Annotated in this window: 18 protein-coding genes and 6 pseudogenes; 13 read left to right on the forward strand and 11 right to left on the reverse strand. The window is 65.5% G+C overall.

The genetic code is table 11. The annotated features are described in order from the left end of the window. Positions 1 to 66: 66 nt before the first annotated feature. Positions 67 to 891, forward strand: a complete 825-nt coding sequence (locus D1F64_RS18280; protein ID WP_162901638.1) for an SUMF1/EgtB/PvdO family nonheme iron enzyme — start codon at positions 67 to 69, stop codon at positions 889 to 891. Here the strand turns inward: D1F64_RS18280 and D1F64_RS25545 are convergent. From D1F64_RS25545 to D1F64_RS18290, 3 genes are all read right to left on the reverse strand, one after another. After that, positions 858 to 1,616: an NnrS family protein gene (locus tag D1F64_RS25545; protein ID WP_205470533.1), complete on the reverse strand. Its 759-nt coding sequence runs from the start codon at positions 1,614 to 1,616 to the stop codon at positions 858 to 860. The two genes, D1F64_RS18280 and D1F64_RS25545, sit on opposite strands and share 34 nt — an antisense overlap. Before the next feature lie 70 nt (positions 1,617 to 1,686). Next, positions 1,687 to 2,037: an NnrS family protein gene (locus D1F64_RS25550; protein ID WP_205470534.1), complete on the reverse strand. Its 351-nt coding sequence runs from the start codon at positions 2,035 to 2,037 to the stop codon at positions 1,687 to 1,689. 93 nt (positions 2,038 to 2,130) lie between these two features. Continuing rightward, positions 2,131 to 2,562 (reverse strand): pseudoazurin, encoded by a 432-nt coding sequence (locus D1F64_RS18290; protein ID WP_117413582.1) that lies wholly within the window; start codon positions 2,560 to 2,562, stop codon positions 2,131 to 2,133. A gap of 100 nt (positions 2,563 to 2,662) precedes the next feature. On the opposite strand from D1F64_RS18290, the gene D1F64_RS18295 reads away from it, so the two are divergent. Beyond that, on the forward strand, positions 2,663 to 3,358 hold the full coding sequence (locus D1F64_RS18295) for a Crp/Fnr family transcriptional regulator (protein ID WP_117413583.1): 696 nt from the start codon (positions 2,663 to 2,665) through the stop codon (positions 3,356 to 3,358). On the opposite strand, the gene D1F64_RS18300 is transcribed toward D1F64_RS18295, so the two are convergent. Beyond that, positions 3,339 to 3,563, reverse strand: a complete 225-nt coding sequence (locus D1F64_RS18300) for a DUF1858 domain-containing protein (protein WP_117413584.1) — start codon at positions 3,561 to 3,563, stop codon at positions 3,339 to 3,341. The two genes, D1F64_RS18295 and D1F64_RS18300, sit on opposite strands and share 20 nt — an antisense overlap. Before the next feature lie 286 nt (positions 3,564 to 3,849). Here D1F64_RS18300 and D1F64_RS18305 point away from each other — a divergent pair. The 6 genes and pseudogenes from D1F64_RS18305 (at position 3,850) to D1F64_RS18325 (ending at position 8,835) form a co-directional block, all read left to right on the forward strand. Further along, positions 3,850 to 4,301: pseudogene (locus D1F64_RS18305) on the forward strand (cytochrome c). A gap of 12 nt (positions 4,302 to 4,313) precedes the next feature. Further along, positions 4,314 to 5,663, forward strand: a pseudogene (locus tag D1F64_RS18310) (cbb3-type cytochrome c oxidase subunit I). Then, the gene (locus D1F64_RS18315; RefSeq protein WP_117413586.1) at positions 5,660 to 6,484 is read left to right on the forward strand and encodes a CbbQ/NirQ/NorQ/GpvN family protein; all 825 of its coding nucleotides are present in this window, start codon (positions 5,660 to 5,662) and stop codon (positions 6,482 to 6,484) included. Before D1F64_RS18310 ends, D1F64_RS18315 begins: the two are co-directional and overlap by 4 nt. Before the next feature lie 11 nt (positions 6,485 to 6,495). Then, positions 6,496 to 8,433: a VWA domain-containing protein gene (locus tag D1F64_RS18320; RefSeq protein ID WP_117413587.1), complete on the forward strand. Its 1,938-nt coding sequence runs from the start codon at positions 6,496 to 6,498 to the stop codon at positions 8,431 to 8,433. A gap of 1 nt (position 8,434) precedes the next feature. Further along, positions 8,435 to 8,611 (forward strand): hypothetical protein, encoded by a 177-nt coding sequence (locus D1F64_RS23555; protein ID WP_162901639.1) that lies wholly within the window; start codon positions 8,435 to 8,437, stop codon positions 8,609 to 8,611. Continuing rightward, a complete protein-coding gene (locus D1F64_RS18325) occupies positions 8,608 to 8,835 on the forward strand; it encodes an NnrT protein (protein WP_117413588.1) in 228 nt (75 codons plus the stop codon). Before D1F64_RS23555 ends, D1F64_RS18325 begins: the two co-directional genes overlap by 4 nt. Positions 8,836 to 9,033: 198 nt before the next feature. On the opposite strand, the gene D1F64_RS18330 is transcribed toward D1F64_RS18325, so the two are convergent. Continuing rightward, positions 9,034 to 10,014 carry a LysR family transcriptional regulator gene (locus tag D1F64_RS18330; protein WP_117414706.1) on the reverse strand — a complete coding sequence of 327 codons (981 nt, stop codon included), beginning with the start codon at positions 10,012 to 10,014 and terminating at the stop codon, positions 9,034 to 9,036. A gap of 209 nt (positions 10,015 to 10,223) precedes the next feature. Here D1F64_RS18330 and chvE point away from each other — a divergent pair, with 209 nt between their 5' ends. The 4 genes and pseudogenes from chvE to araD1 all read left to right on the forward strand — a co-directional run bounded on the left by chvE (position 10,224) and on the right by araD1 (position 15,147). After that, positions 10,224 to 11,288, forward strand: a complete 1,065-nt coding sequence (gene chvE, locus D1F64_RS18335) for a multiple monosaccharide ABC transporter substrate-binding protein (RefSeq protein WP_117413589.1) — start codon at positions 10,224 to 10,226, stop codon at positions 11,286 to 11,288. Positions 11,289 to 11,400: 112 nt separating this feature from the next. Next, the gene (gene mmsA, locus D1F64_RS18340; protein ID WP_117414707.1) at positions 11,401 to 12,924 is read left to right on the forward strand and encodes a multiple monosaccharide ABC transporter ATP-binding protein; all 1,524 of its coding nucleotides are present in this window, start codon (positions 11,401 to 11,403) and stop codon (positions 12,922 to 12,924) included. A 3-nt stretch (positions 12,925 to 12,927) separates the two neighbouring features. Beyond that, on the forward strand, positions 12,928 to 14,127 hold the full coding sequence (gene mmsB / locus D1F64_RS18345) for a multiple monosaccharide ABC transporter permease (RefSeq protein WP_117413590.1): 1,200 nt from the start codon (positions 12,928 to 12,930) through the stop codon (positions 14,125 to 14,127). 19 nt (positions 14,128 to 14,146) lie between these two features. Continuing rightward, a pseudogene (gene araD1, locus D1F64_RS18350) lies at positions 14,147 to 15,147 on the forward strand (AraD1 family protein). Positions 15,148 to 15,440: 293 nt separating this feature from the next. On the opposite strand, the gene D1F64_RS18355 reads toward araD1, so the two are convergent. From D1F64_RS18355 to D1F64_RS18385, 6 genes and pseudogenes are all read right to left on the reverse strand, one after another. Next, complete coding sequence (locus D1F64_RS18355) at positions 15,441 to 16,169, reverse strand: FadR/GntR family transcriptional regulator (RefSeq protein WP_117413591.1); 729 nt, start codon at positions 16,167 to 16,169, stop codon at positions 15,441 to 15,443. A 13-nt stretch (positions 16,170 to 16,182) separates the two neighbouring features. Then, positions 16,183 to 17,196 carry a galactofuranose ABC transporter, permease protein YjfF gene (gene yjfF / locus D1F64_RS18360; protein WP_117413592.1) on the reverse strand — a complete coding sequence of 338 codons (1,014 nt, stop codon included), beginning with the start codon at positions 17,194 to 17,196 and terminating at the stop codon, positions 16,183 to 16,185. Beyond that, a pseudogene (locus D1F64_RS18365) lies at positions 17,193 to 18,211 on the reverse strand (ABC transporter permease). The gene yjfF and the pseudogene D1F64_RS18365 overlap by 4 nt, the downstream one beginning before the upstream one ends. Next, positions 18,208 to 19,739, reverse strand: a pseudogene (locus tag D1F64_RS18370) (sugar ABC transporter ATP-binding protein). The pseudogenes D1F64_RS18365 and D1F64_RS18370 overlap by 4 nt, the downstream one beginning before the upstream one ends. 145 nt (positions 19,740 to 19,884) lie before the next feature. Next, complete coding sequence (gene ytfQ, locus D1F64_RS18375) at positions 19,885 to 20,847, reverse strand: galactofuranose ABC transporter, galactofuranose-binding protein YtfQ (protein ID WP_117414708.1); 963 nt, start codon at positions 20,845 to 20,847, stop codon at positions 19,885 to 19,887. Between the two features lie 560 nt (positions 20,848 to 21,407). Further along, on the reverse strand, positions 21,408 to 22,199 hold the full coding sequence (locus tag D1F64_RS18385; protein WP_117413594.1) for a shikimate dehydrogenase: 792 nt from the start codon (positions 22,197 to 22,199) through the stop codon (positions 21,408 to 21,410). 76 nt (positions 22,200 to 22,275) lie between these two features. Between D1F64_RS18385 and D1F64_RS24820 the strand changes: the two are divergent. After that, positions 22,276 to 22,857 (forward strand): annotated as a pseudogene (locus D1F64_RS24820) (GntR family transcriptional regulator); the annotation flags it as partial. Positions 22,858 to 22,860: the final 3 nt, after the last annotated feature.

Below are 22,860 nucleotides of genomic sequence, written 5' to 3' on the forward strand. Positions count from 1 at the left end.
GCAGTGCGCATGATGGGGGCGGCCGATTTCTCGGCTGCCCCTTTTGTCAATTGGAAGGGGCTTGAAATGTCATCCCAACGCCTGGCTGGTGCCGCCCTGGCGGTCGTCGCGACAGCCGCCGCCCTCACCGTATGGAGCGCGACGCGGCCCGCCATCACCGAGCTGCCGGAAACCGTCGTGATCGAGCCCGGCCCGTACACCTACCGGCCGGCCGGAACCTACCGCTATTATGGAAAGCTGGTCGACGCGCCTTTGCAGACCGAGGTCGCGGACCAGCCGCTCGAGATCATGACGTTTCAGGTCAGCCGCGCGGAATACGCCGCCTGCGTGGCCGATGGCGCGTGCGAGGCGTCGCGTGTCTCGCAAGGCGGCAGCCCCACGAGCGCGGACCTGCCGCAAACCGAGGTCAACTGGTACGACGCGACCGCCTATGCGGCGTGGTTTTCGCGCCAGACCCGGCAGCACTGGCGTCTTCCCGATGACCGCGAGTGGCAACGCGCGGCGGCCGAGCGGTTTTTCGAGGAGAAGATCGTCGCCGAGGACGAGGACGATCCCGCGCAACGCTGGCTCGCCGCCTATGAACGCAACGTCGCCACCCGCGGCACCACCACGCCCGAGCCGCAACCGCGCGGAACCTTTGGGACGAACTCGCACGGCGTCGCCGATATCGCCGGCAACGTCTGGGAGTGGACCACGACGTGTGTGGCGAACTCGATCGTGACGGGCGACGGAGCGCCGCCGGTCAAGCAGCAGGAATACTGCGGAGCCCACATCGCGGAAGGAAAACACCGTGCGATCATTATCGATCTGGTGCGCAACCCCAAGGTCGGCGGCTGCGCTGCCGGCCTGCCCGCGGACTACGTCGGCTTCCGGCTCGTACGCGCCAGATAGGGACCGATGCGCAGCGCGAAGACCGAGAAGCCCGCGACCCACAGAAGCGCCGCGAGCCACAGCCCGGAGACCCCTGCAAGCACCAGCTCCGGAAAGCAGACCCGGACCAGCGCGGCCAGAAACACCATGGCGGCGGCGGCCGTCAGAGCCGGCCCCGCCACCAGGGCCCGTCCGGTATGTCCCAGCGACGCGCGCATCATCACCGCGACGGTCATGCCGCCGATGGCGCCGATACCGAGCAGATGAACGCCAACGGCGGCGGCGGCCAGACCGAAGGCCGCGGCCGCGTTCGCCGCAAGGCCGAGCGGCACGAATCCATAGGCGACATGCAACATCAGCAGCAGCGGCGACGGTCCTGTCCGGCCGCCCTGCCAGCGGCTCAGACGAATCGCATGCAGCACGGCGGCAACAAGCAACAGCCCGCCGACGGCTCCGCCTTCGGGATGAAACGCCCAGGCCAGCAGCGCAACGCCGCCCGCGACCAGACAGGCCGCGTCGAAGCGGCCGACCGGGGCGGGCAGATGCTCGGGTGTGCGTTTCGCCAGCCAGTTGCGGGTGAAACTCGGGATGATCCGTCCGCCGATCAGCGTGATCAGGAAGACGACAACCGCCAGCCCCAGCCTGCGGCCGGTATCGGCGGAACCAAAGGTCATCGCCTCCAGATGAAACAGCAGATTGGCGCCCAGCAGCAGCCCACCGGCACCACCACCATCAGGTTTCGCCAATTGCGCCCGGCCACGATCTCCACCAGCACCATTGCGACAATCGCGGCCAGAAAACCCACATCGATCAGCATCACCGCGAAGGGCCCAAGTCCGAAGACGCCCGCGACCGCCAGCCGCCCGCGATCCAAAGCGACAGCAGCAGGACCAAAGGCCAGCCGCGCTTGGGCATCCGTCCCGTCCAGTTGGGAATGGCCGTGAACAGGAACCCGGCGATCACGGCCGAGGCGTAGCCGAAGATCATTTCATGGCTGTGCCAGTCGGTCGCACTCAGGGGACCGGACAGCGTCAGTACGCCGTCGAGCACCAGCATCCAGATGACAATGGCGGCGATCGCAAAGAGCGCCGCGGCGAGAAAAAACGGCCGAAAACCATAGCTGAACAATACCGGACCGCGATAAGGCTTCTGTCTCTCGCTCGCCATGTGCATCTCCTGTTTTCAAAGACAGCGGGCGACGCCCGCTCCGGCGCCGCCCCGTTTCAGTCCGTTTAATCGTCGGCGGTCCGACCGCTGGTCCTACTTGACCTCGGCGAAGATCGCCTCAAACCGTTTCTTGGCCTTGCCCGTCTGCTTGACGGCCTTGGCGGCGTCGAGATTGGAGGCGTCGCCGACCTGGATCAGGGCGACCATACCCATGCCGTAGTGGGGCGTGCACTTGAGGCCATACAGGCCTTCCGTGTCGACGGTGAGCTCGAAGTCCTTGCTCATCTTGCTCTTGAACGCGGCGACGCCGTCCGGGAGCATATCCTTGATGCCTTCGACATTGTGGCCCTTGTCAACCGAGACGAAATGGATCGTGTCGCCGGGCTGAGCCGCAACATAGGCAGGCTCGAACACCATCGAACCGGCTTCGCCCTTGTTGAGCATCTGTACTTCATGGGTTTCGGCGAATGCCACCCCGGTCATCAGGGCAAGAGCGGCGGCCACGGCGAGAGTTCTGCTAAGCATCGGAAATCCCTTTCTTTGCTTCCGGTGTATGTTGTGTGCAGCCGTTATGCTCTACTAATGGGCGGAACACATTGCGCTGCAACAAACTCTGGACGGGAATGTGAACAAGATCGACGAAAGCCTTCTGACCGGGATCCCGCCATTCCGGCGCCTCGAGCGCGCCCAGATCCGCGAAATCCTGGACCTCGCGGCGATCAAGCGCTTCGACGAGGGTGCGACGGTGTTTTCCGAAGGCATGACCGCCGACCGGTTCTACCTGCTGCTTGACGGCTACATTCGCGTCGTCCGCACCACCCAGGGCGGCGAGCACATCATCGCCATGCACATCGCGCCGGGCCAGTTGTTCGGCATCGCGCCGGCGCTCGGGCGCGAGACGTATCCCGCCACGGCAATAGCCGCGGCGGAAACCCTGGCATTGTCGTGGCCCGTGCGCTTGTGGCACGAATTCGTCGGCAAGTATGACGGCTTCGCCTCGGAGACCTACAAGGTGGTCGGCGAGCGGATGAATGAAATCCACACGCAACTGGCCGAACTCGCGACCCAGGCGGTGGAACAGCGTCTGGCGTCGGCCCTGCTGAGAATGGTCAATCAGTCCGGGCGCAAGGTGGACAATGGCATCGAGATCGCCTTCCCGGTCACCCGTCAGAACATCTCAGAAATGACCGGAACAACCCTGCATACGGTCAGCCGATTGCTGAGCGCCTGGCAGAAGCAGGGGATCGTCGAAAGCACCCGGCGCCACATCGTGGTGACCCAACCGCATCAACTGGTGCTGCTCAGCGGCGCGGCGGGTTGAGTCCAGCGGCCGCGCGCAACTCGGCGCGAAACGCCTCTTCATCAAGTTCGTATTCCTCACACGCGTCGATGATCGTGTGAAAGGGAGCAATCGGGCAGCCGAAGCACAGCATTCTGTGCCGGATGAACACCGCCGGCGTCTCGGGCCAAACCTTGAAGAGCCGCGTTAGCGGCAGGTCCGGGTCATCGATGTTGGATACAGTCATCGCGCCCTCCTTTGCACAATTACGCGCCACCCAGTGGACATCCAGAAAAAGTGAGAAACGGAGTTCGTCCGGCCCCGCATCGTGTCCGTGAGCCTACCCGCGGCTTGATCGGCAGTGAAGGCGCTCGCGAACCTCGTATCGCGACCGGACGCCGTGCCATCGGCTGCGTCTGCGGTCATCTGCGTGTATGGCACGAAGTTTCGTCCGCCTCTTTGTGCTGCGACAACCTTCGGGCTGCCATCCATGGTAGCTTGACGGATCCGCAACAACGATCAGGTCCGGCACCATGTCAGAGATCCTCACGAAATCGCGGGCCAGGAACGTGTTCTACGGAGGATCGCTTTTCTTCGTAGTCGTTTTCGTGGTCATGACCGTCCAGAGCCACCTCTATATCGTCAACACCTCGACGGCCGGCATGCCGTTGAGCGAGGCGGTCAAGCTCGGCAAAGAGGTCTGGGAACGCAACAGCTGCATCAACTGCCACACACTGCACGGGGAAGGCGCCTATTTCGCACCCGAGCTCGGCAACGTGACGACACGCTGGGCGTCGCCGACGATCCCGAAGCGGCCTACGAAATGCTCGACGCATGGATGGCGGCCCAGCCGTCCGGGATTCCCGGCCGCCGCCAGATGCCGCATTTCGTCATCACCGAAGAAGAGATGCGCGGACTGGCCGAGTTCTTTCGCTGGGCCGATCAGACCGACACCCAGAACTGGCCGCCGAATGACGCGGGCTGAGGGAGCAAACTCATGAAATATGCATCGCAAAAAGTGGCCCACGCCTATTTTCTGGCGGCGATGGGGCTGTTCGCAATCCAGGTGCTGGGCGGTCTGCTCGCCGGCTGGATCTATATATCCCCAACACGTTGTCGGTGGTGCTGCCGTTCAACATCATCCGCATGATTCACACGAACGCGCTGATCGTCTGGCTGCTGCTGGGCTTCTTCGGGGCGGCCTATTATCTGGTGCCGGAGGAAAGCGAACGCGAGATCTACTCCGTCAAGCTCGCCTATCTGCAGCTGATCATTCTCGTCGTCGGCACGCTCGGGCCGTCGCGAGCTACCTCGTCGGCATCCACGGCGGACGCGAGTTTCTCGAACAGCCCTGTGGGTCAAGTTCGGTATTCTGGTCGCCGCGGTGATCTTCCTCGTGAACATCTCGCTGACCGTTCTCGCCGGCCGCAAGACCGCGATCACCAACGTGCTGCTCACCGGCCTGTGGCTGCTGTCCCTGCTCTGGATCTTCGCCTTCATCAATCCTTCGAACCTGAGCCTCGATAAGATGTACTGGTGGTTCATCGTCCACCTCTGGGTCGAGGGCACCTGGGAACTGGTGATGGCCTCCATCCTCGCCTTCCTGATGCTGAAGCTGACCGGCGTCGACCGCGAGGTGATCGAGAAATGGCTCTATGTCATCGTCGCCACCGCGCTGTTCTCGGGAATCCTCGGCACCGGCCACCACTTTTACTGGATCGGCTTGCCGGGCTATTGGCAGTGGGTCGGATCGATCTTCTCGACCTTCGAGGTCGTGCCGTTCTTCGCCATGATGAGCTTCGCCTTCATCATGGTCTGGAAGGGCCGCCGCAACCATCCCAACAAGGCGGCGCTGCTGTGGTCGCTCGGATCGGCCACCGTGGCCTTCTTCGGCGCCGGCGTCTGGGGCTTTTTGCACACGCTGCACGGGGTGAACTACTACACCCACGGCACCCAGATCACGGCGGCGCACGGACACCTGTCGTTCTATGGCGCCTATGTGGCCCTGAACCTGGCCATGTTCACCTATGCCATGCCGGTCCTGCGCGGGCGCGCGCCCTACAACCAGGTCCTGAATATGGCGAGCTTCTGGCTGATGACCGGCGGCATGGCCTTCATGACCTTCGTGCTCACCTTCGCCGGAACGATCCAGACCCACATGCAGCGGGTTGTCGGCGACTACTACATGGACGTTCAAGACCAGCTTGAGATCTTCTACATCATGCGCTTCGGCGCGGGTGTCGCCGTGGTGTTGGGCGCCTTACTGTTCATCTACAGCCAACTCGTCCCGCGGCGTGAGATTGTCAAGCCAGGCCCAGTGGCCGTGCCCGAGGGAGGTGCGGCATGAACGCGCTCCCGCAAAACCTCGAAATCGCGCGCGCGCACGAAGACCCAGGCGTCCCGTTCTACCGTCCTGTCGGCGATGAATGCTCGCTTTTCGAAACGGCCCACGCCAACGGTTTGCCCCTTCTACTGAAGGGGCCGACCGGCTGCGGCAAGACGCGGTTCGTGGAGCATATGGCGGCCAGGCTTGGCCGTCCGCTCTACACCGTCGCCTGCCATGATGACCTGTCGGCGGCCGATCTGATCGGCCGCTACCTGTTGCGCGGCGGCGAAACGGAGTGGGTTGACGGACCGCTGACCCGCGCGGTGCGCGAAGGCGCCATCTGCTATCTCGACGAGGTGGTGGAAGCGCGCAAGGACGTCACCGTGGTGCTGCATCCGCTGACCGACAACCGGCGCAGGCTGCTGATCGACCGCACCGGCGAGGAACTCTCCGCCCCGCCGGGCTTCATGCTGGTGGCGAGCTACAACCCCGGCTACCAGAACATTCTCAAGCGCCTCAAACCCTCGACTCGCCAGCGGTTCCTGTCGATCGGCTTCGGCTTCCCCGACGCACCGACCGAGATCGCTGTCGTGACGCGTGAAAGCGGCCTGAGCGAAAGCCGCGTCGCCCCTCTTGTGCGGCTGGCCGGGCATGTGCGGGCGCTGTCGGGGATGGATCTCGAGGAAGGCGTCTCGACACGCCTGCTCATCTATGCGGCGTCGCTGATCGCCGGAGGGATGCCGCTCGAGCGGGCACTGGAAGCTGCGGTGATCGAGCCGCTGACCGACGAGCCCGACGTGCAACAGGCGCTGCGCGACCTGATCGCCGTCGTCTACGGTTAGGGAGACCCGCGATGATCCGTCCGCTGGACCTGATGGAGCCGGAGGAAACCGTCGGCAATATCTGGCACGACTGGGCAAGCCATATGGCCGCGCAGAACGGCCACGCCGAGAGCGCGGTGACGCTGGAGACAATACGCTCCAGCGTCGCGGTGCTGTTTCGCGCGCTCGGTGGCGCCGGCGGCGTGGAGATTGTGGCCGCGCCCACGAGCACAGCCCGCCATCGCCGCGGCGTCTTGCGCACGCTGGGGGATAGCCGGCAGCTGGAGCACGTGGCAAGCTTTGACGGCGAGCAGTTGCGGCTGCCGGCGGTCATGGATGCCTTTCCCGCGACAGACCTCAACCGCGCGGCCTACCTGTGGCTGACCGCGATCGCGGCCTGCGGCGGCGACGCGGTGCCGTCGGCCGCTCAGCAAGCCGATCCGCTGGCCATGGATCTGCGGCATCTCTTGACGATGGAAATGCTCACCGCGCGAACCCTCGCCGCCTGCCCCGGACTGGCGGTCCCTCACGCCGCCCTTCGCCAGCACGTGCTCGCCGCGCGCGCGGTCCATGTGAACTCGCGGGCCGAGGCCATGGTGGAGGCGCTCACCCGCTGGTATCTCGGCGATCCGGCGGCCCTGCACGACGACGCGCGGGCGCTAATGCATCAGTGCGCCGCCGGCACGCTCACGGCGCCGCGCGGATATGCGCCCGCGGCCCCGGTTCCCCTGTGGCCGCGCCTTGAACACCGTGCCGCCGGCAAGGGCGCGGCCACGGACACGCCCGACACCACGGAGAGAGCCGTCCCGCCGGGCGCGGCGATGACGAAGCGCAAGCTCGGCATACGTGAGGACCGCGAACAGGCGAACCGCAAGGACAGCTTCATCATCCACCGGTTCGAAGCGATTCTCAGCTGGGTCGAGAGCATGAACCTCAACCGCGCGGTGGATGACGACGATCAGGAGAACGCCGCGAAAGCGGCCGAGGACCAGGACCATATCTCCCTGTCGCACAACGACAAGCGCGCGGCGACGCGCCTGCGTCTGCATCTCGACCTGGCGCCGCAGGATGCCGACCACGAGCGTCTGGCCGACACCTGCACCTATCCCGAATGGAACCACCGCGCGCGCGACTACATGCCCGACCATTGCCGCGTCCTGGAGGCCGAGGCCGTTCCGGTTCCCGGGCAGGACATGAGCGCGGACCCGCGCATGATCGCCCGGGTCCGCCGGCAGTTCGAGACGCTGCATCCGCGCCGCATCCTGCGGCCGCGACAGATCGAGGGAGCGGATCTCGACCTCGACGCGCTGATTGCGGCGCAGGTCTCGATCCGCGCGACCGGCACGGGAAGCGACCGGATCTACCAGAGCCTGCGGGTCACCGAACGCGATCTGACGGTCGCGGTCCTGATGGATTGCTCGCGCTCGACGGAAGCCGTCATCGGCGACCGCTCCGTCATCGATACGGCCCGCGAGGCCTTGATCGCGCTGGCCGGCGGCATCGACGCGGCCGGCGACCGCTTCGGCATCTGGGGCTTCTCTTCGCTGCGCCGCGACAGGGTCTTTGTGACCCGCTGCAAGGATTTCGACACGGCGATGTCGGACCGCGTCCTGGACCGGATCGCCAGCCTCAGGCCGGGACACTACACGCGGCTTGGCGCCGCCATCCGCCACGTCACCGCGAAGCTGGCCAAGGAGCCAAGCGCGCGCAAGCTGCTGCTCGTGCTCACCGACGGCAAGCCCAACGATCTCGATCACTATGAAGGCGTGCACGGGATCGAGGACAGCCGCAAGGCCGTGCGCGAGGCGAAAAACCTGGGCCAGGCGGTGCACGGCATCGTCATCGACGCCGACGGCCAGGACTGGTTCGCGCGGATTTTCAGCCGCTCGGGCTTCACCTTGCTGCCGGATCCCGCGCGCCTGACGCGCGCGCTCCCCGAAATCTACCGATCCCTGATACAGGAGACCTGACATGCGATCTCTTCTGACACTCGCGATTTTTCTTGTTCCGGCATGGGCCTATGCGGCCGGGTTCCAGCGGCCCATTCCCAATCCCCAGAGCGCCACGGCGGAACTCTGGTTCCTTGCCGCGTCAGTCGGGCTGTTGCTGGCGCTTGGCGCGGTGCACTGGCTAGTGGCGCGGCGATGACCCGACGGCCGGGATGGAAGCTGCTGGCCGCGCTGTATCCCTTCGGCGCCGGCGCCGCGGCGGGAAACCTTTTCTTCGCCTCACTTATTTTCAGCTGGATCGGCTGGCCGGTGCTCACTCCCCATGCGGCGATCGGCGGCGGCCTGCTCATCGGCCTGCCGGCGACCTGGGCCTTCGCCTGGCACATCACGCGGCTCATGGACCGCGCGGAACCGCCCGCATGAGCGCGGCGTCAACGCCTCCGACGCGCCCCGGATCGTCGCCCGGTGAATAACCGACTACCGCAAATCTGGTCAAATTCAATTCAAATCGCTGTCAAAATTCATCGGTTTTGCGAGAAATTTGATAGGAATTTGAATAAAATTTGAATGGTTTTAGACTCACATTCGAAAGCACGTTTCGGTGCCGGCAGGACCGGCGGATCAATCAGTCGCCATCCCGCGCCCCTCCAGACCGGCCTCCGCGGCGATGGTCGAGAACAGCACCATCGAGGCTGGCGACAGCGCCCGCTCGGACAAGCTCACCAGCGAATAGGGAGGGATGGCGAAGGCGCTGTCCATGAGAGAGACAACGCGCGCGCCGAGCCCCTGCTCCTGGATACAGAAATCGGCGACCGCCTTGGCCACCGGCGCGATCGCGTTGGTCTGGGTGACCGCGGCCAGCGTCAGCATCAGGGACGCGGTGCTCAGCACCTTTTGCGGCAGCGGCAATCCCTGCGCCATCAGATGGCTTTCGACCGTGCGCCGCTGCAAGCCACCGTGCGGCTGCAGCACCCAGTCGTAGGCGACGCAATCGCGCAAGGTAGCCTCGGGGCCGCGGGTCAGCGGATGATCGACCCGGACGATCAGGCTCATCGGTTCCAGCCCGATGGACAGCGCCTGGAACTTGCTGCGGTCGACGTCGCCCAGAATGCGGCCGATGTAGAAATCCACGCCCGAGGCCAGCAGCGCTTCGGCCAGCCGGTCGCTGGTATCCACTGTCACGGTGACCGATATCCTCGGGTGAGTCACCCGCGCCTTGCGCACGGTGGGCAGCACCAGATCGAGCGCCGGTCCCGTCACGGCGCCGATGGAGACGGTGCCGCGCATGCCGCGCTCCATCTCGACAATCTCCCGCGCCGTATCATCGAGCCCCTGCAACATTCCTTGCGCGCGCACCGCAAGCCGCTCGCCATAGCGGGTCAGGGTCACGCCGCGCGCGTGCCGGGTGTAGAGCGACACGCCGAGGATATCCTCCATCTCAGCCACCATGCGCGAGGCGGCGGGCTGCGAAATCGCCATGCGCGCGGCCGCCGCGCTGATCTGGCCGCTCTCCTTGAGCGCCGCGATCAGCCGCAGATGCGAAAACCGCAAGCCCCGACGGACCAGGTAGTCCCGATCCGGCATCTCAGGCGCCTCTGACATGAGATCCTCCCAGATCAACCATCATACCAATTATATCATATCATACGCATAGTAATAGAATTTGACTGTTATAATGCGGGTTTTTACGACTCTTGGCTGAGGCGCACCCGCTTCCGGCCCCGTGCGGCACCGACGCCGCGCGGGACCAGAGGCAGAAATGAGACGGCCGGAGGCATTCTCCGGGCCGCGCGCCAGTTCTGGAGGGAACAATGAAAAGCATTTTGAACGTCGTCGCGGCAGCCGTCCTGGCGACCGCCTTCACCACCCCTGTCCTCGCGCAGGACAAGGGAACCGTCGGCATCGCCATGCCGACCAAGTCGTCGGCGCGCTGGATTTCCGACGGCAACTCGATGGTCGAGCAGTTCAACGCCGCAGGCTACGCCACCGATCTTCAATACGCCGAGGACGACATCCCCAACCAGTTGGCGCAGATCGAGAACATGATCACCAAGGGCGCCGACGCGCTGGTGATCGCGGCGATCGACGGCACGACCCTGTCCAACGTGCTGGCCAACGCCAATGCCGCCGGCATCAAGGTCATCGCCTATGACCGGCTGATCCGCGAAAGCGAGCATGTCGATTATTACGCCACCTTCGACAACTTCAAGGTCGGCGTTCAGCAGGCCAACACGCTGGTCGCCGGGCTGGAAGAGCGCTTTCCCGACGTGAGCCCGTGGAACGTCGAGCTGTTCGGCGGCTCGCCGGACGACAACAACGCCTACTTCTTCTACAACGGCGCCATGTCGGTGCTGCAGCCGCTGATCGACAGTGGCAAGGTCAACATCGCATCGGGCCAGATGGGCATGGACACGGTCGGCACCCTGCGCTGGGACGGTTCGGTCGCTCAGGCGCGCATGGATAACCTGCTGTCGGCCAACTACACCGACGACCGGGTGCACGGCGTGCTCTCGCCCTATGACGGGCTTTCCATCGGCATCATCTCCTCGCTGAAGGGCGTCGGCTACGGCTCGGGCGATCTGAAGATGCCGATCGTTTCCGGCCAGGACGCGGAAATTCCCTCGGTCAAGGCGATGCTGCGCGGCGAACAGTATTCCACCATCTTCAAGGACACCCGCGAACTCGCGCGCGTGACCGTGGGCATGGTCGATGCGGTGCTGGGCGGAGCCGAGCCGGAGATCAACGACACCACGACCTACGACAACGGCGTGAAGATCGTGCCGTCCTACCTGCTCGAGCCGATCCCGGTGACCAGCGCGAACTGGGAAAAGGCGCTGATCGACAGCGGCTACTACACCATGGACCAGATCAAGTAGGCAGCCCGACCGAGGTCGGAGCAGGCACATGACCCTGAGCCATACGCACAGCGTTCCGGACGGCGGCGACGCCGCCTTCCGGGCGCCCGCGCAGGATGACACGATCCTGGAAATGCGGCACATCACCAAAGCGTTCCCGGGCGTGCTCGCGCTTGATGATGTCAGCCTGAAGGTGAAGCGCGGAGAGATCCATGCGCTGGTCGGCGAGAACGGCGCCGGCAAGTCGACCCTGATGAAGGTGCTGTCGGGCGTCTATCCGCACGGCGCCTACGAGGGCGAGATCGTTTACGACGGAGAGGCGAAGGCGTTTCGCGGCATTGCCGACAGCGAGCGCTGCGGCATCATCATCATCCATCAGGAACTGGCGCTGGTGCCGCTTCTCTCGATCGCCGAGAACATCTTTCTCGGCAACGAATGCGCGCGCCTCGGCGTCATCGACCGGCACGAGACCCACAGCCGCACCGCGGCACTGCTCGCCCGGGTCGGCCTGCGCGAGAACCCGGCGACCAAGGTCACCGATCTCGGCCTGGGCAAGCAGCAGCTTGTAGAGATCGCCAAGGCGCTGTCGAAACAGGTGAAGCTGCTGATCCTCGACGAGCCGACGTCCTCGCTCAACGAGACCGACAGCGACGCGCTGCTGGAGCTGCTCAAGGAATTCCGCGCACGCGGTATTTCCTCGATCCTGATCTCGCACAAGCTCAACGAGGTCGCCAAGGTCGCCGATACGATCACGGTGCTGCGCGACGGCGCCGCCGTCAGCTCGCTCGATTGCACCGGACAGGCGATCCCCGAAGGCGACATCATCCGCGACATGGTCGGACGCTCGCTGTCCGACCGGTATCCCGCGCGAGACCCGAAAATCGGCGAGACGGTGCTGGAGGTCAGCAACTGGACCGTGCACCATCCGATCCACGACGACCGCGCGGTGGTGCGCGACGTGTCCTTGCACTTGCGCCGCGGCGAGGTGCTGGGCATCGCCGGGCTGATGGGCGCGGGCCGCACGGAACTGGCCATGAGCCTGTTCGGCCGCGCCTACGGGCAGGGCATTTCCGGCGAGGTGCGGATCAACGGCGCGCCGGCGAATGTCTCCACCATCCCGCAGGCGATCGCCGCCGGACTCGCCTATGCGACCGAGGACCGCAAGACCTACGGACTGATCCTCGACGACACGATCGCCCGCAACGTGACGCTGGCCAACCTTGGCGGCGTCTCGGCCAACGGCGTGGTCGACGAACACCGCCAGACCGCGGTGGCGGAGGAATACCGCCGCAAGATCAATATCAAGTGCAGTTCGGTCGCCCAGAAGACGCTCAACCTCTCGGGCGGCAACCAGCAGAAAGTCGTGCTGGCCAAATGGCTTTACGCCGATCCCAGCATCCTCATTCTCGATGAACCGACGCGCGGCATCGACGTGGGCGCGAAATTCGAAATCTACACCGTGATCCGCGACCTCGCCGCCTCCGGCAAGTCCATCATCGTCATCTCGTCGGAACTGCCGGAACTGCTCGGCATCTGCGACCGGCTTTACGTGATGAACGAGGGGCGGCTCATTGGCGAACTGACGGCAGGCGAAGCCAGCCAGGAACGCATCATGTCGATGATCATCAAGTCCGCGGGCCAGGACACGACGGGATAAACCATGGAACAAAGCGTCACTTCACACCGCGAGCAGACGGCGGCACCGGGGTATCTCGGGTTCATCCGCAGCCACATCCGCGAATACGGCATCCTGATCGCGCTGGTCGTGATCATGGCGTTCTTTCAGGTCGCCACCGGCGGCATCCTGCTCAAACCCGTCAATCTCACCAACCTGATCCTGCAGAACAGCTACATCGTGATCATGGCGATCGGCATGCTGCTGGTCATTGTCAGCGGCCATATCGATCTGTCGGTGGGCTCGGTGCTCGGCTTCATCGGCGCGCTGGCCGCCGTGATGATCGTCAACTGGGACATGAACTATGTGCTCACCGGGGTGATCTGCCTGGGCGTGGGGGCGATCATCGGCGCGGCGCAGGGCTTCTGGGTCGCCTATTTCAAGATCCCCTCCTTCATCGTCACGCTGGCCGGCATGCTGGTGTTCAAGGGGCTGACGCTGTGGCTGCTGGCTGGGCAGTCCGTGGGGCCCTTCCCGCGCCAGTTCCAGCTGATCTCCTCGGGTTTTGTGCCGGACTTCATCGGCGGCGGAAAGCCCAACCTCACCTCGATCGCCCTGGGCATCATCGTCGCCACCACCCTGCTGGCGCTGGCCGCGCGCGGACGCCGCCAACGCCAGGCGACCGGCGCGGACGACGAGCCGTTTCCGTTCTTCGCCGCCAAGCACGCGCTCATCGCCTTCGCGATCATCGCCATGTGCTATCTGATGGCGACGTTCCGGGGCCTGCCCAACGTGTTCATCATCATGGCGCTGCTGATCGCCATCTACAGCTTCGTCGCCAACCGCACCACGGTGGGGCGCCGGCTCTACGCCATCGGCGGCAACGAGAAGGCGGCCAAGCTCTCGGGCATCAACACCGAGAAGCTGACCTTCCTCACCTTCGCCAACATGGGCATGCTGGCGGCGCTTGCCGGTCTCGTCTTCGCCGCCCGGCTGAATACGGCGACGCCCAAGGCCGGGCAGGCCTTCGAGCTTGACGTGATCGCCGCGGTGTTCATCGGCGGGGCGTCGATGTCCGGCGGCGTGGGCACCGTCATCGGAGCGGTGGTGGGCGCCTTCATCATGGGCGTCATGAACAACGGCATGTCGATCCTCGGAATCGGCATCGACTGGCAGCAAGTGATCAAGGGGCTGGTGCTGCTCAGCGCCGTCATCTTCGACGTCTACAACAAGAACAAGGCGTGAGAGCGCAAAGGACCCCCTCATGTTGATTTCACAGATCGAGACGACTCCCGGCAAGGCGCAAGTGATCGCGCGCGAGGGCACGGAAGCTTACGAGGTGCGCGGCGCCGACAGCGTCTACGCGCTGGCCATGGACTGCGCGCGCGCCGGCGAGACGCTGGCGATGCGCATCGCGCGGCTCGGCTTCGGTCCCGCGGTGGATCTGGCCCGCGCCTATGACGAGGGCCGGTTGCTGCCGCCGATCCATCATCCCGACCCGGCGCATCTGCATCTCACCGGAACGGGGCTGACGCATCTGGGCTCGGCCGCGACGCGCGATTCCATGCACCACAAGGCGATGGAGGACGAGGAGACCCTGTCGGATTCCATGCGCATGTTCCGCATGGGGCTGGAAGGCGGCAAACCGCAGGGCGGCGGCGTCGGCGTGCAGCCGGAATGGTTCTACAAGGGCAACGGCAACGCGGTGGCGCGGCCCGGCGCGCCGCTGGTCTCCCCCGCCTTCGCCCAGGACGGCGGCGAGGAGCCGGAGCTGGCCGGCATCTATGTGATCGGCGACGACGGCGGTGTCTTTCGCGTCGGCTTCGCGCTGTCCAACGAATTCTCCGACCACGTGATGGAGCGGGTGAACTATCTCTATCTGGCGCACTCCAAGCTGCGCCCGGCGTCCTTTGGCCCGGAAATCCTGATCGGCGAGCTGCCGGCCGACATCCAGGGCACCTCACGGGTGCTGCGCAATGGCGAGGCGATCTTCGAGCAGCCGTTCCTGACCGGCGAGGCGAACATGTCGCATACCATCGCCAACCTGGAGCATCACCACTTCAAGTACGGGCTGTTCCGCGAGCCCGGCGACGTGCATGTGCATATGTTCGGCACCGCCACGCTGTCGTTCGCGCAAGGAATCACCGCGCAGGCGGGCGACGTCTTCGAGATCGAGGCGGCCCCTTCGGCCTGCCGCTGAGAAACCCACTGGCCTTGAGCGACGCGCCGGCGCGGGACGAACCGATGGCGGTCAGGGCGCTGTGAGGGGTCGATGGGGGGTGCGCGGATCGCGCTCTCGCTGTCATCAACGCTGTTGCTCCACCCTGGAATGTCATCCTGGGCGAGCATCGCGAGACCCGGGACCCAGTAGCCGACGGCGCCCGCGATTGCGCCAGACCATTGCCACAGCGGTTGAGCCCCTTCGGCAAACGCCGGGAATTCAATGATTACTGGGTCCCGGCTTTCCGCTGCGCTGCAGCCGGGATGACAATCCGGGGGTCGGCGCGAAACGACGCAGCGCATCCGCGAAAACGGCGCCTCAACATCCCCCGCCCGGGTCAGCCCATGGTTTTGGCGACCCGGTCGAGACCCTCGATGATCACGCGTTCCGTGGCCTTGGCCGCCGCGTCCGGATCACCCGCCTCGATGGCCTCGACGATGGCGCGGTGGGCCAACGCCGCGCCGCGCTGGCGCGCGGGGTCGCCGAACGGCGAACTCAGCTGGAAACTGGTGACCAGCGCCGCCTCGATCAGGTTGCCGACGGAATACATGAAGGGATTCCGGGAGGCGTCGAGCACGGCCATGTGCAGCGCCAGGTCCGCCAGCGCGACGGCCTCCGTGGAGCTCGCCGTGCGCATGGCCTCGGCGTGCTCATACATGCGCGCGATGTCTTCGGAGGTGGCGTGCCGGGCGGCCAGGCGGGCGGCGTAGGGCTCGAACGCCAGACGCATTTCCGACAGATGGGTCAGGAAGTCGCTGTCCAGCCCGTATTCCAGATGCCAGGTCAGCACGTCGGCATCGAAGAAATTCCACGCGGTGCGCTCGGTGACCCGCGTGCCGATGCGCGCGCGGGCGAATACCAGCCCCTTGGCCGCCAGCGTCTTCATCGCCTCGCGCAACACCGTGCGCGACACCGAAAAGCGTTCCGCTAGTTCCGCGTCGCCGGGCAGCAGGGTGCCGACCTTCAGCTCGCCGTTGACGATCGCCTTGCCCAGTTCATGGACGACGAAGGCATGGCTGTTGCGCGACACGCGCCCCGCAATCGCCGATTTGAGCATGTCCACCATTGTCTTCTGGGCGTCATGTGACGCCCGCCTCGTTGTGCGCGCGCCGAAGCGGCGACCGCGCGGTCTTCAGCGACTCCCGGCTGGTGATCCAGACGAGACCCTTCTGCAGTCCGATGAAGGCGAACAGCAGGACGCCGATGACGATCTTGGTCCACCAGCTCGACAGCGTGCCGTCGAAGATGATGTAGGTCTGGATGAGCCCCATGATCAACACCCCGATCAGCGTTCCGGCGACAAAACCGCTGCCGCCGGTGAGCAGGGTGCCGCCGATCACCACCGCGGCGATGGCGTCGAGCTCCACGCCGACGGTGGCGAGCGAATAGCCCGCCGAGGTGTATATCGAGAAGACGATGCCCGCCAGCCCGGCAAGGAATCCCGACAGGGCGTAGATCTGCACGGTGGTGCGCGCCACCGGCACGCCCATCAGCCGGGCGGTCTGCACGCCGCCGCCCAGCGCGTAGACATTGGTGCCAAAGCGGGTGCGGTGGGCCAGGATCGCGCCCAGCGCGAAGACCGCCAGCATGGCGCCGCCGATCAGCGTCAGCCGCCCCTTGCCCGGCATCAGCCAGTAGGTCTTCTGCAGCGTGTCGTAGAAGTCGTGGTCGATGGGGACGGAATCGATGGTCAGCACATAGGCCATGCCGCGGGCCAGGAACATGCCCGCCAGCGTGACGATGAAGGGCGGCATCTCCAGCACGTGGATCAGCCCGCCCATGGCCGCGCCGAACAGGGTCGTGACGATCAGCAGCAGCGCAAACACGGTGAGCGGATGCAGGCTCGTGTCGCGCAGCACGACGGCGATGAAGACACCGGAAAAGGCGATCACCGAGCCGATCGACAGATCGATGCCGCCGGACAGGATCACGAAGGTCATGCCGACGGCGGCGATGCCGAGGAAGGCGTTGTCGGTCAGCAGGTTGCCGATGACGCGGGTCGACAGCATGGCCGGGAACTGCAGATAGCACACGGCGTAGGCTGCGAGAAAGATCGCCAGGGTCGCCAGAAGCGGCAGGCTGCGCGCGGTCATTGGGTCACGGTCTCCGGCTTGGGGTGCGGCGTATCGCGCCGGAGGAACGACAGGCTGGCGCGCACCGCGGGCGACTGCAGCACCAGGATGATGAGAATGATCACCGCCTTGATGATCAGGTTGAATTCCGGCGGATAGCCCGACAGCAGGATGCCGGTGTTGACCGCCTGGATGATCAGCGCGCCGATCAGCGAGGCGACAATGGAAAACCGCCCGCCCAGCAGCGAGGTGCCGCCGACCACGACGGCGAGAATCGCGTCGAGCTCGAGCCAGAGGCCCGCGTTGTTGGCATCCGCCCCCGAATATCGGCGGCCGCGATGACGCCGGCCAGCGCGGCGCAGAAGCCCGAGGTCATGTAGACCGCGATCAGCAGCACGCGGGTGTTGACGCCGGCCAGCGTGCTGGCGCGCCGGTTGATGCCCAGCGCCTCGATCAGCAGCCCCAGCGCCGACAGCCGCACGCCGAGCGTGACGATGAGGCCGGCGGCGAGAAAGATCACGATCGGGGTGGGAATGGTGAAAAACGCGCCGCCGCCGAGAAAGATGAGGCCGGGATCGTTGAAGGTCAGGATGGTGCCCTCGGTGATGAGCTGGGCGATGCCGCGGCCCGCCACCATCAGGATCAGGGTCGCGACGATCGGCTGGATGCCGAAGACCGCGACCAGGAATCCGTTCCACAGCCCGCAGACGAGACCGGCGGCGAGCGCCAGAAGCAGCGTCGCGGGCAGACCGAACCCCTGCTCGATGGAGGATGCCGCGACCGCGCCGCAAATCGCCATCACCGCGCCGACCGACAGATCGATGCCGCGCGTGGCGATGACCAGCGTCATGCCGATGGCCAGAAGCGCCACCGGCGCGCCGCGGTTGAGAATGTCGATCGTCGAGCCATAGAGCCGGCCGTTGGCGATCGAGACGTCGAAGAAGCCGGGGAACACCGCGGCGATGACGATCATCACCACACACAGGGTGCCGAGCTGCGGCGCGATGCGAAAGGCGAAAGCGCGGACGCCGCTCATGACGGTGCCTCCGGAGACGGCTCGGCGCCGCCGGGCGGCGCCGCGGCGATCACCGCGACCATGGTGTCGGTGGTGATGTCCTCGCCCACCAGTTCCGCCACATGGTGCCGGTCGCGCACCACGATGACGCGGTGACTGTAGGCGACCAGTTCATCGAGTTCCGAGGAGATCACCATCAAGGCCATGCCCTGCGCGCAGAGATCCTCGATCAGCCGGATGATTTCCGCGTGCGCTCCCACATCGATGCCGCGCGTCGGCTCGTCGAGAATGAGAAACCGCGGATTGGTCGCCAGCCAGCGCGCCAAAAGCACCTTCTGCTGGTTGCCGCCCGAGAGCTGGCCGACCTGCTTTTCCGCGTTCGGCGTGCGGATGTCGAGCCGCCGGATGAAATCATCGGCCATGGCCGCCTGCGCGCGCAGCGGCAGAGGCCGGCTCCAGCCCAGCCGCGCCTGCAGCGCCAGAATGATGTTCTCGCGCACGCTCAGATCGCCGATGATGCCGTCGCTCTTGCGGTCCTCGGAGAAAAGCCGAAGCCCTGCGCGATCGCCTCGCGCGGCGAGCGCAGCGGCAGGGGCTTGCCGTCCGCCTCCTCGGCCTGTCCCCGGTCATGCGGCCGCGCGCCGAACAGCACCTCCGCGGTTTCCGTCCGTCCCGAGCCCAGCAGACCCGCGACGCCGACGACCTCGCCGGCGCGGATGTCCAGATCGAACGGCGCGATGTGGCCGCCGCGCCCGAAGCCGCGGAAGCGCAGCATCAACGGCCCCGCCGCCGCGCTGCGGCCCGTCTCGCGGGTTTCCTGCTCGAGCTCGCGGCCCAGCATCAGGTTGACCAGCCGCACCCGGTCGAGGCCTTGCGTGGGCCGCGTGTCGACCATCGCGCCGTTGCGCAGCACGGTGATGCGGTCCGAGATCTCGAACACCTGATCGAGAAAATGGGAAATGAAGACGATGCCCAGGCCGCGCTCACGCAATCCGCGCACCACGTCGAACACCAGCCGCACCTCCTGCGCGTCGAGGCTGGCGGTCGGCTCGTCGAGAATCAGCACCTTGCCCGACAGCGCCACCGCGCGGGCGATGGCGATGACCTGCTGCACAGCGACGGAATAGCTTTCCAACGCACGGCCCACATCGATCTGCAGGCCATAGCCGGCCAGCATCGCGCGCGCCTCGCGGTTCATCGCCCGGCTCGAGATCATGCCGAAACGCGTGGGCTGATGACCCAGCAGCAGGTTCTCCGCCACCGTCAGGTTGGGCAGCAGATTGACTTCCTGGTAAACGGTGCCGATGCCGAACCCCTGCGCCTCCAGGGTGTCGCGTGGATCGATCGGGCGGCCGTCGAGCAGAATGTCGCCGGAGTCGCGGCGGTAGGCGCCGGTCAGACACTTGATCAGCGTCGACTTGCCGGCCCCGTTCTCACCGAGCAGCGCATGGACCTCGCCCGCCTGGAGCGTGAAATCCACCGCATCAAGTGCGATCGTTCCGGGGAAGGTCTTCGTGACCTTCCTGGCGTGCAAGAGCGGTTGAGACACCCGTACCCCCGTCAATACCTGTGGGATTGTACCCTGAAAGGGCGATCCGAATCCGGGTCCTGCGATTTCAGCAGCCCGATTTCAGGACGCGGCTGCGGTCCGGTGGACAATGCCCACCGAACCGCTTCGCGCGAGGCAGGCTGTCCTAGTAGCCGAGGTTCTTCTTTTCCTCGTAGACGGCCATCGGGTCATCGGCCTGGGTGTAGAGCTTGGATTCGGTCTGGATGAACTTCGGCGGAACCGTGCCGTCCTTGAGATAGGCGTCCAGCGCGTCGAAGGCCGGCCCCGCCATGTTCGGCGTCAGCTCGACGGTGGCGTTCGCCTCGCCCGCCGCCATGGCCTGGAAAATATCCGGCACGGCGTCGATCGACACCACGAGGATATCCGATCCCGGCTTCAGCCCGGCTTCCTTGATCGCCTGGATGGCGCCGACGGCCATGTCGTCGTTGTGCGCATAAAGCGCGCAGATGGTCTTGCCGCCGTCTTCCGCCTTCAGGAAGCTTTCCATGACTTCCTTGCCCTTGGTGCGGGTGAAGTCGCCGGTCTGGCTGCGGATGATCGAGATGTTCTCGTGACCCTTGATCGCCTGCTCGAAACCGTTCTTGCGGTCGATGGCGGGCGAGGACCCGGTCGTGCCCTGCAGTTCCACGACATTGCACTGCTTGCCGCCGACGGCGTCGACGAGCCACTGGCCCGCGACATTGCCTTCATGGACAAGATCCGAGCCGACAGCGGTGAGATAGAGATCCTTGGAGGAATCCACCTGACGGTCGAGCAGCACCACCGGGATCTCGGCTTCCCTGGCTTCATCGAGCACCGAATCCCAGCCGGTGGCCACGACGGGCGCCAGCAGGATGGCGTCAACGCCCTGCGCGATGAACGAGCGCAGCGCCTTGATCTGGTTTTCCTGTTTCTGCTGGGCGTCGGCGAATTTCAACGTGATGCCGCGCGCCTCGGCCTGCTGCTTGGTCAGCGTCGTCTCCGCCGCGCGCCAGCCCGATTCCGAGCCGATCTGCGAAAAGCCGATCGTCTGGCTCATCGCGGCCGATGCCATGAGCGTCATGGACGCGAGCACGCCCGCGCCGATCCAAGTCCTGGTTGTCATCATCATCTTCCTCCCTGGGTTCACGCCATCATGCCGCCGCGGCGGCTTCGGCTTCATTATTAAAAGTCATACTATATGATTTTTACCCTGCGTCTATTCACCAAATGACGCATAGAAGGTTTTGAACCGTCGCCGGATTTCTGGTGGGCATCGATGGGAAAACAAGAGTTATGACAAAGGCATAGCGCATCGGCGCAGGCCGAGCAGGGCCATCCGGGTGCGCCGCCGGCCCTTCGAGACGCGCGCGGTGCGCGCTCCTCAGGGTGAGGTCATCGTGTTGAGAGTCTTGAAAAGCCAGCCTCACGCGCACGCACCTCATGCTGAGAAGGTGCGCCACACCGTCTCGAAGGATGAGGTTGAGCGGGTGGTGATTTTAAAAGGCATCAACGCGATGACCTCATCCTGAGGAAGCCGCAAAGCGGCTGTCTCGAAGGACGGGCGACACGCGCGAAGCTGACCACGGCCCTTCGCCGCCGGACGCGTGGCCCGCCCCGGGTCCGCGAAGCATCATGTCGTTGTCCGCCGCGCCCGGACTGGCGACCGGGGCGGCTGACCCTCTCCCCTCACGCGATGCCGATGAACGCGCGCATGAGGGCGGCCTGGAAAGCGGCCATGTCGGAGCCGGGGACGGTGCGCAGGCCCGCGGCCTTCGCCGCCGCGAGCCAGGGCGTGGGCGATGGATCTGTCACGGCATCGGCGATCACGGTCTCCGCGCCAACCGCCTCCAGCGGCCAGGGATGCGGATCGCCGGGCGCGTTGCCCAGCGGCGAGGCGTTGACGATCGCCGCGAAGGGGCCGGCGGCATCAGCCTGCGTGATCACCTCCCGCTCCGGGAACCGCGCGCGCAACAGGCCTGCGATCCTGTCCGCCTGAGCCTGGACATGATCCAGGATCACAATCCGCGTCGCACCCCGGGTCAGAGCCTCATGCGCGATGGCGCCGCCCGCAGCCCCCGCCCCAATGATCAGAATCGCGCCTTGCGCGATGACCGCGCCCCGCGCCTCGATCGCCGCGATCATGCCGACGCCGTCGAACATGGCGCACTCGAGCCGGCCGTCGGCGTTGCGCCGCACCGTGTTGGCGACGCCGAGCATGGCGACCTCGTCGCGGCAGGTGTCGCACAGCGCAGGCAACGCCGCCTTGTGCGGAATGGTGGTGAGGAAGCCGGGCACATTGGGCGCGTGGCGCATCCACTCGACAAACGCTTCCAGACCCGCCGCCTTGAGATGGATGGGCACGCAGACGGCATCCGCCCCGATGCTTGCGAAATGCGCGTTCCACAGCGGCGGCGTGGCCACCTGCGCCACCGGGTCGCCAAGAATGGGAATGACGGTCTGAGCCGGCCGTTCGATCATTGTTATGTTTCCCGATTGACTCGTTTGCCTACACAGTCGTAAAAATCTTACACATTTTGGGTTTCAGTGAAAGATCATGATTTTCTCGCGTGGAAATGACGACAGTCAGACAGTGGTGGGCCTGATCGCCAGCGCCGTGCGCCGCGACATCTCCTTTGGAGCGCTGCCGCCGGACAAGCGGCTGAAGATCGAGGAGCTGCGCGCCAAGTATGGCGGATCGAGCCATTCGATGCGCGAGGCGCTGACACTGCTGAGCTCGGAAGGGCTGGTGGAAGCCAACGCCCAGCGGGGTTTTCGCGTCTCCTCGGCCACCGAGGACGATCTCAAGGACATCACCCGGCTGCGCAGCGAGATCGAGCGGCTGGGCCTCACCTGGTCGATGGAGCATGGCGACGTGAGCTGGGAAGGCCAGATCATCGCCGCCCATCACGCGCTGTCGCGGGTCCGCCGGGATGTCATCGCCGCGCCACTGGAGGCGGCGCTGGCCTGGGACGAGGCCAAGCGCGCGTTCCATGTCTGCCTGGTGTCGGCGTGCCGATCGCCGCGGCTGATCGCCTTCCAGGCGCAGCTTTACGATGAATCGCGCCGCTTCCGCCTCGCCGCCCTGCGCGAGGGCCAGATCGACCTGGAAGCCTCCGCCGCCAATCACGTCACGCTTGTT

Source organism: Breoghania sp. L-A4, assembly GCF_003432385.1.
In the GTDB taxonomy this organism is placed as follows: domain Bacteria; phylum Pseudomonadota; class Alphaproteobacteria; order Rhizobiales; family Stappiaceae; genus Breoghania.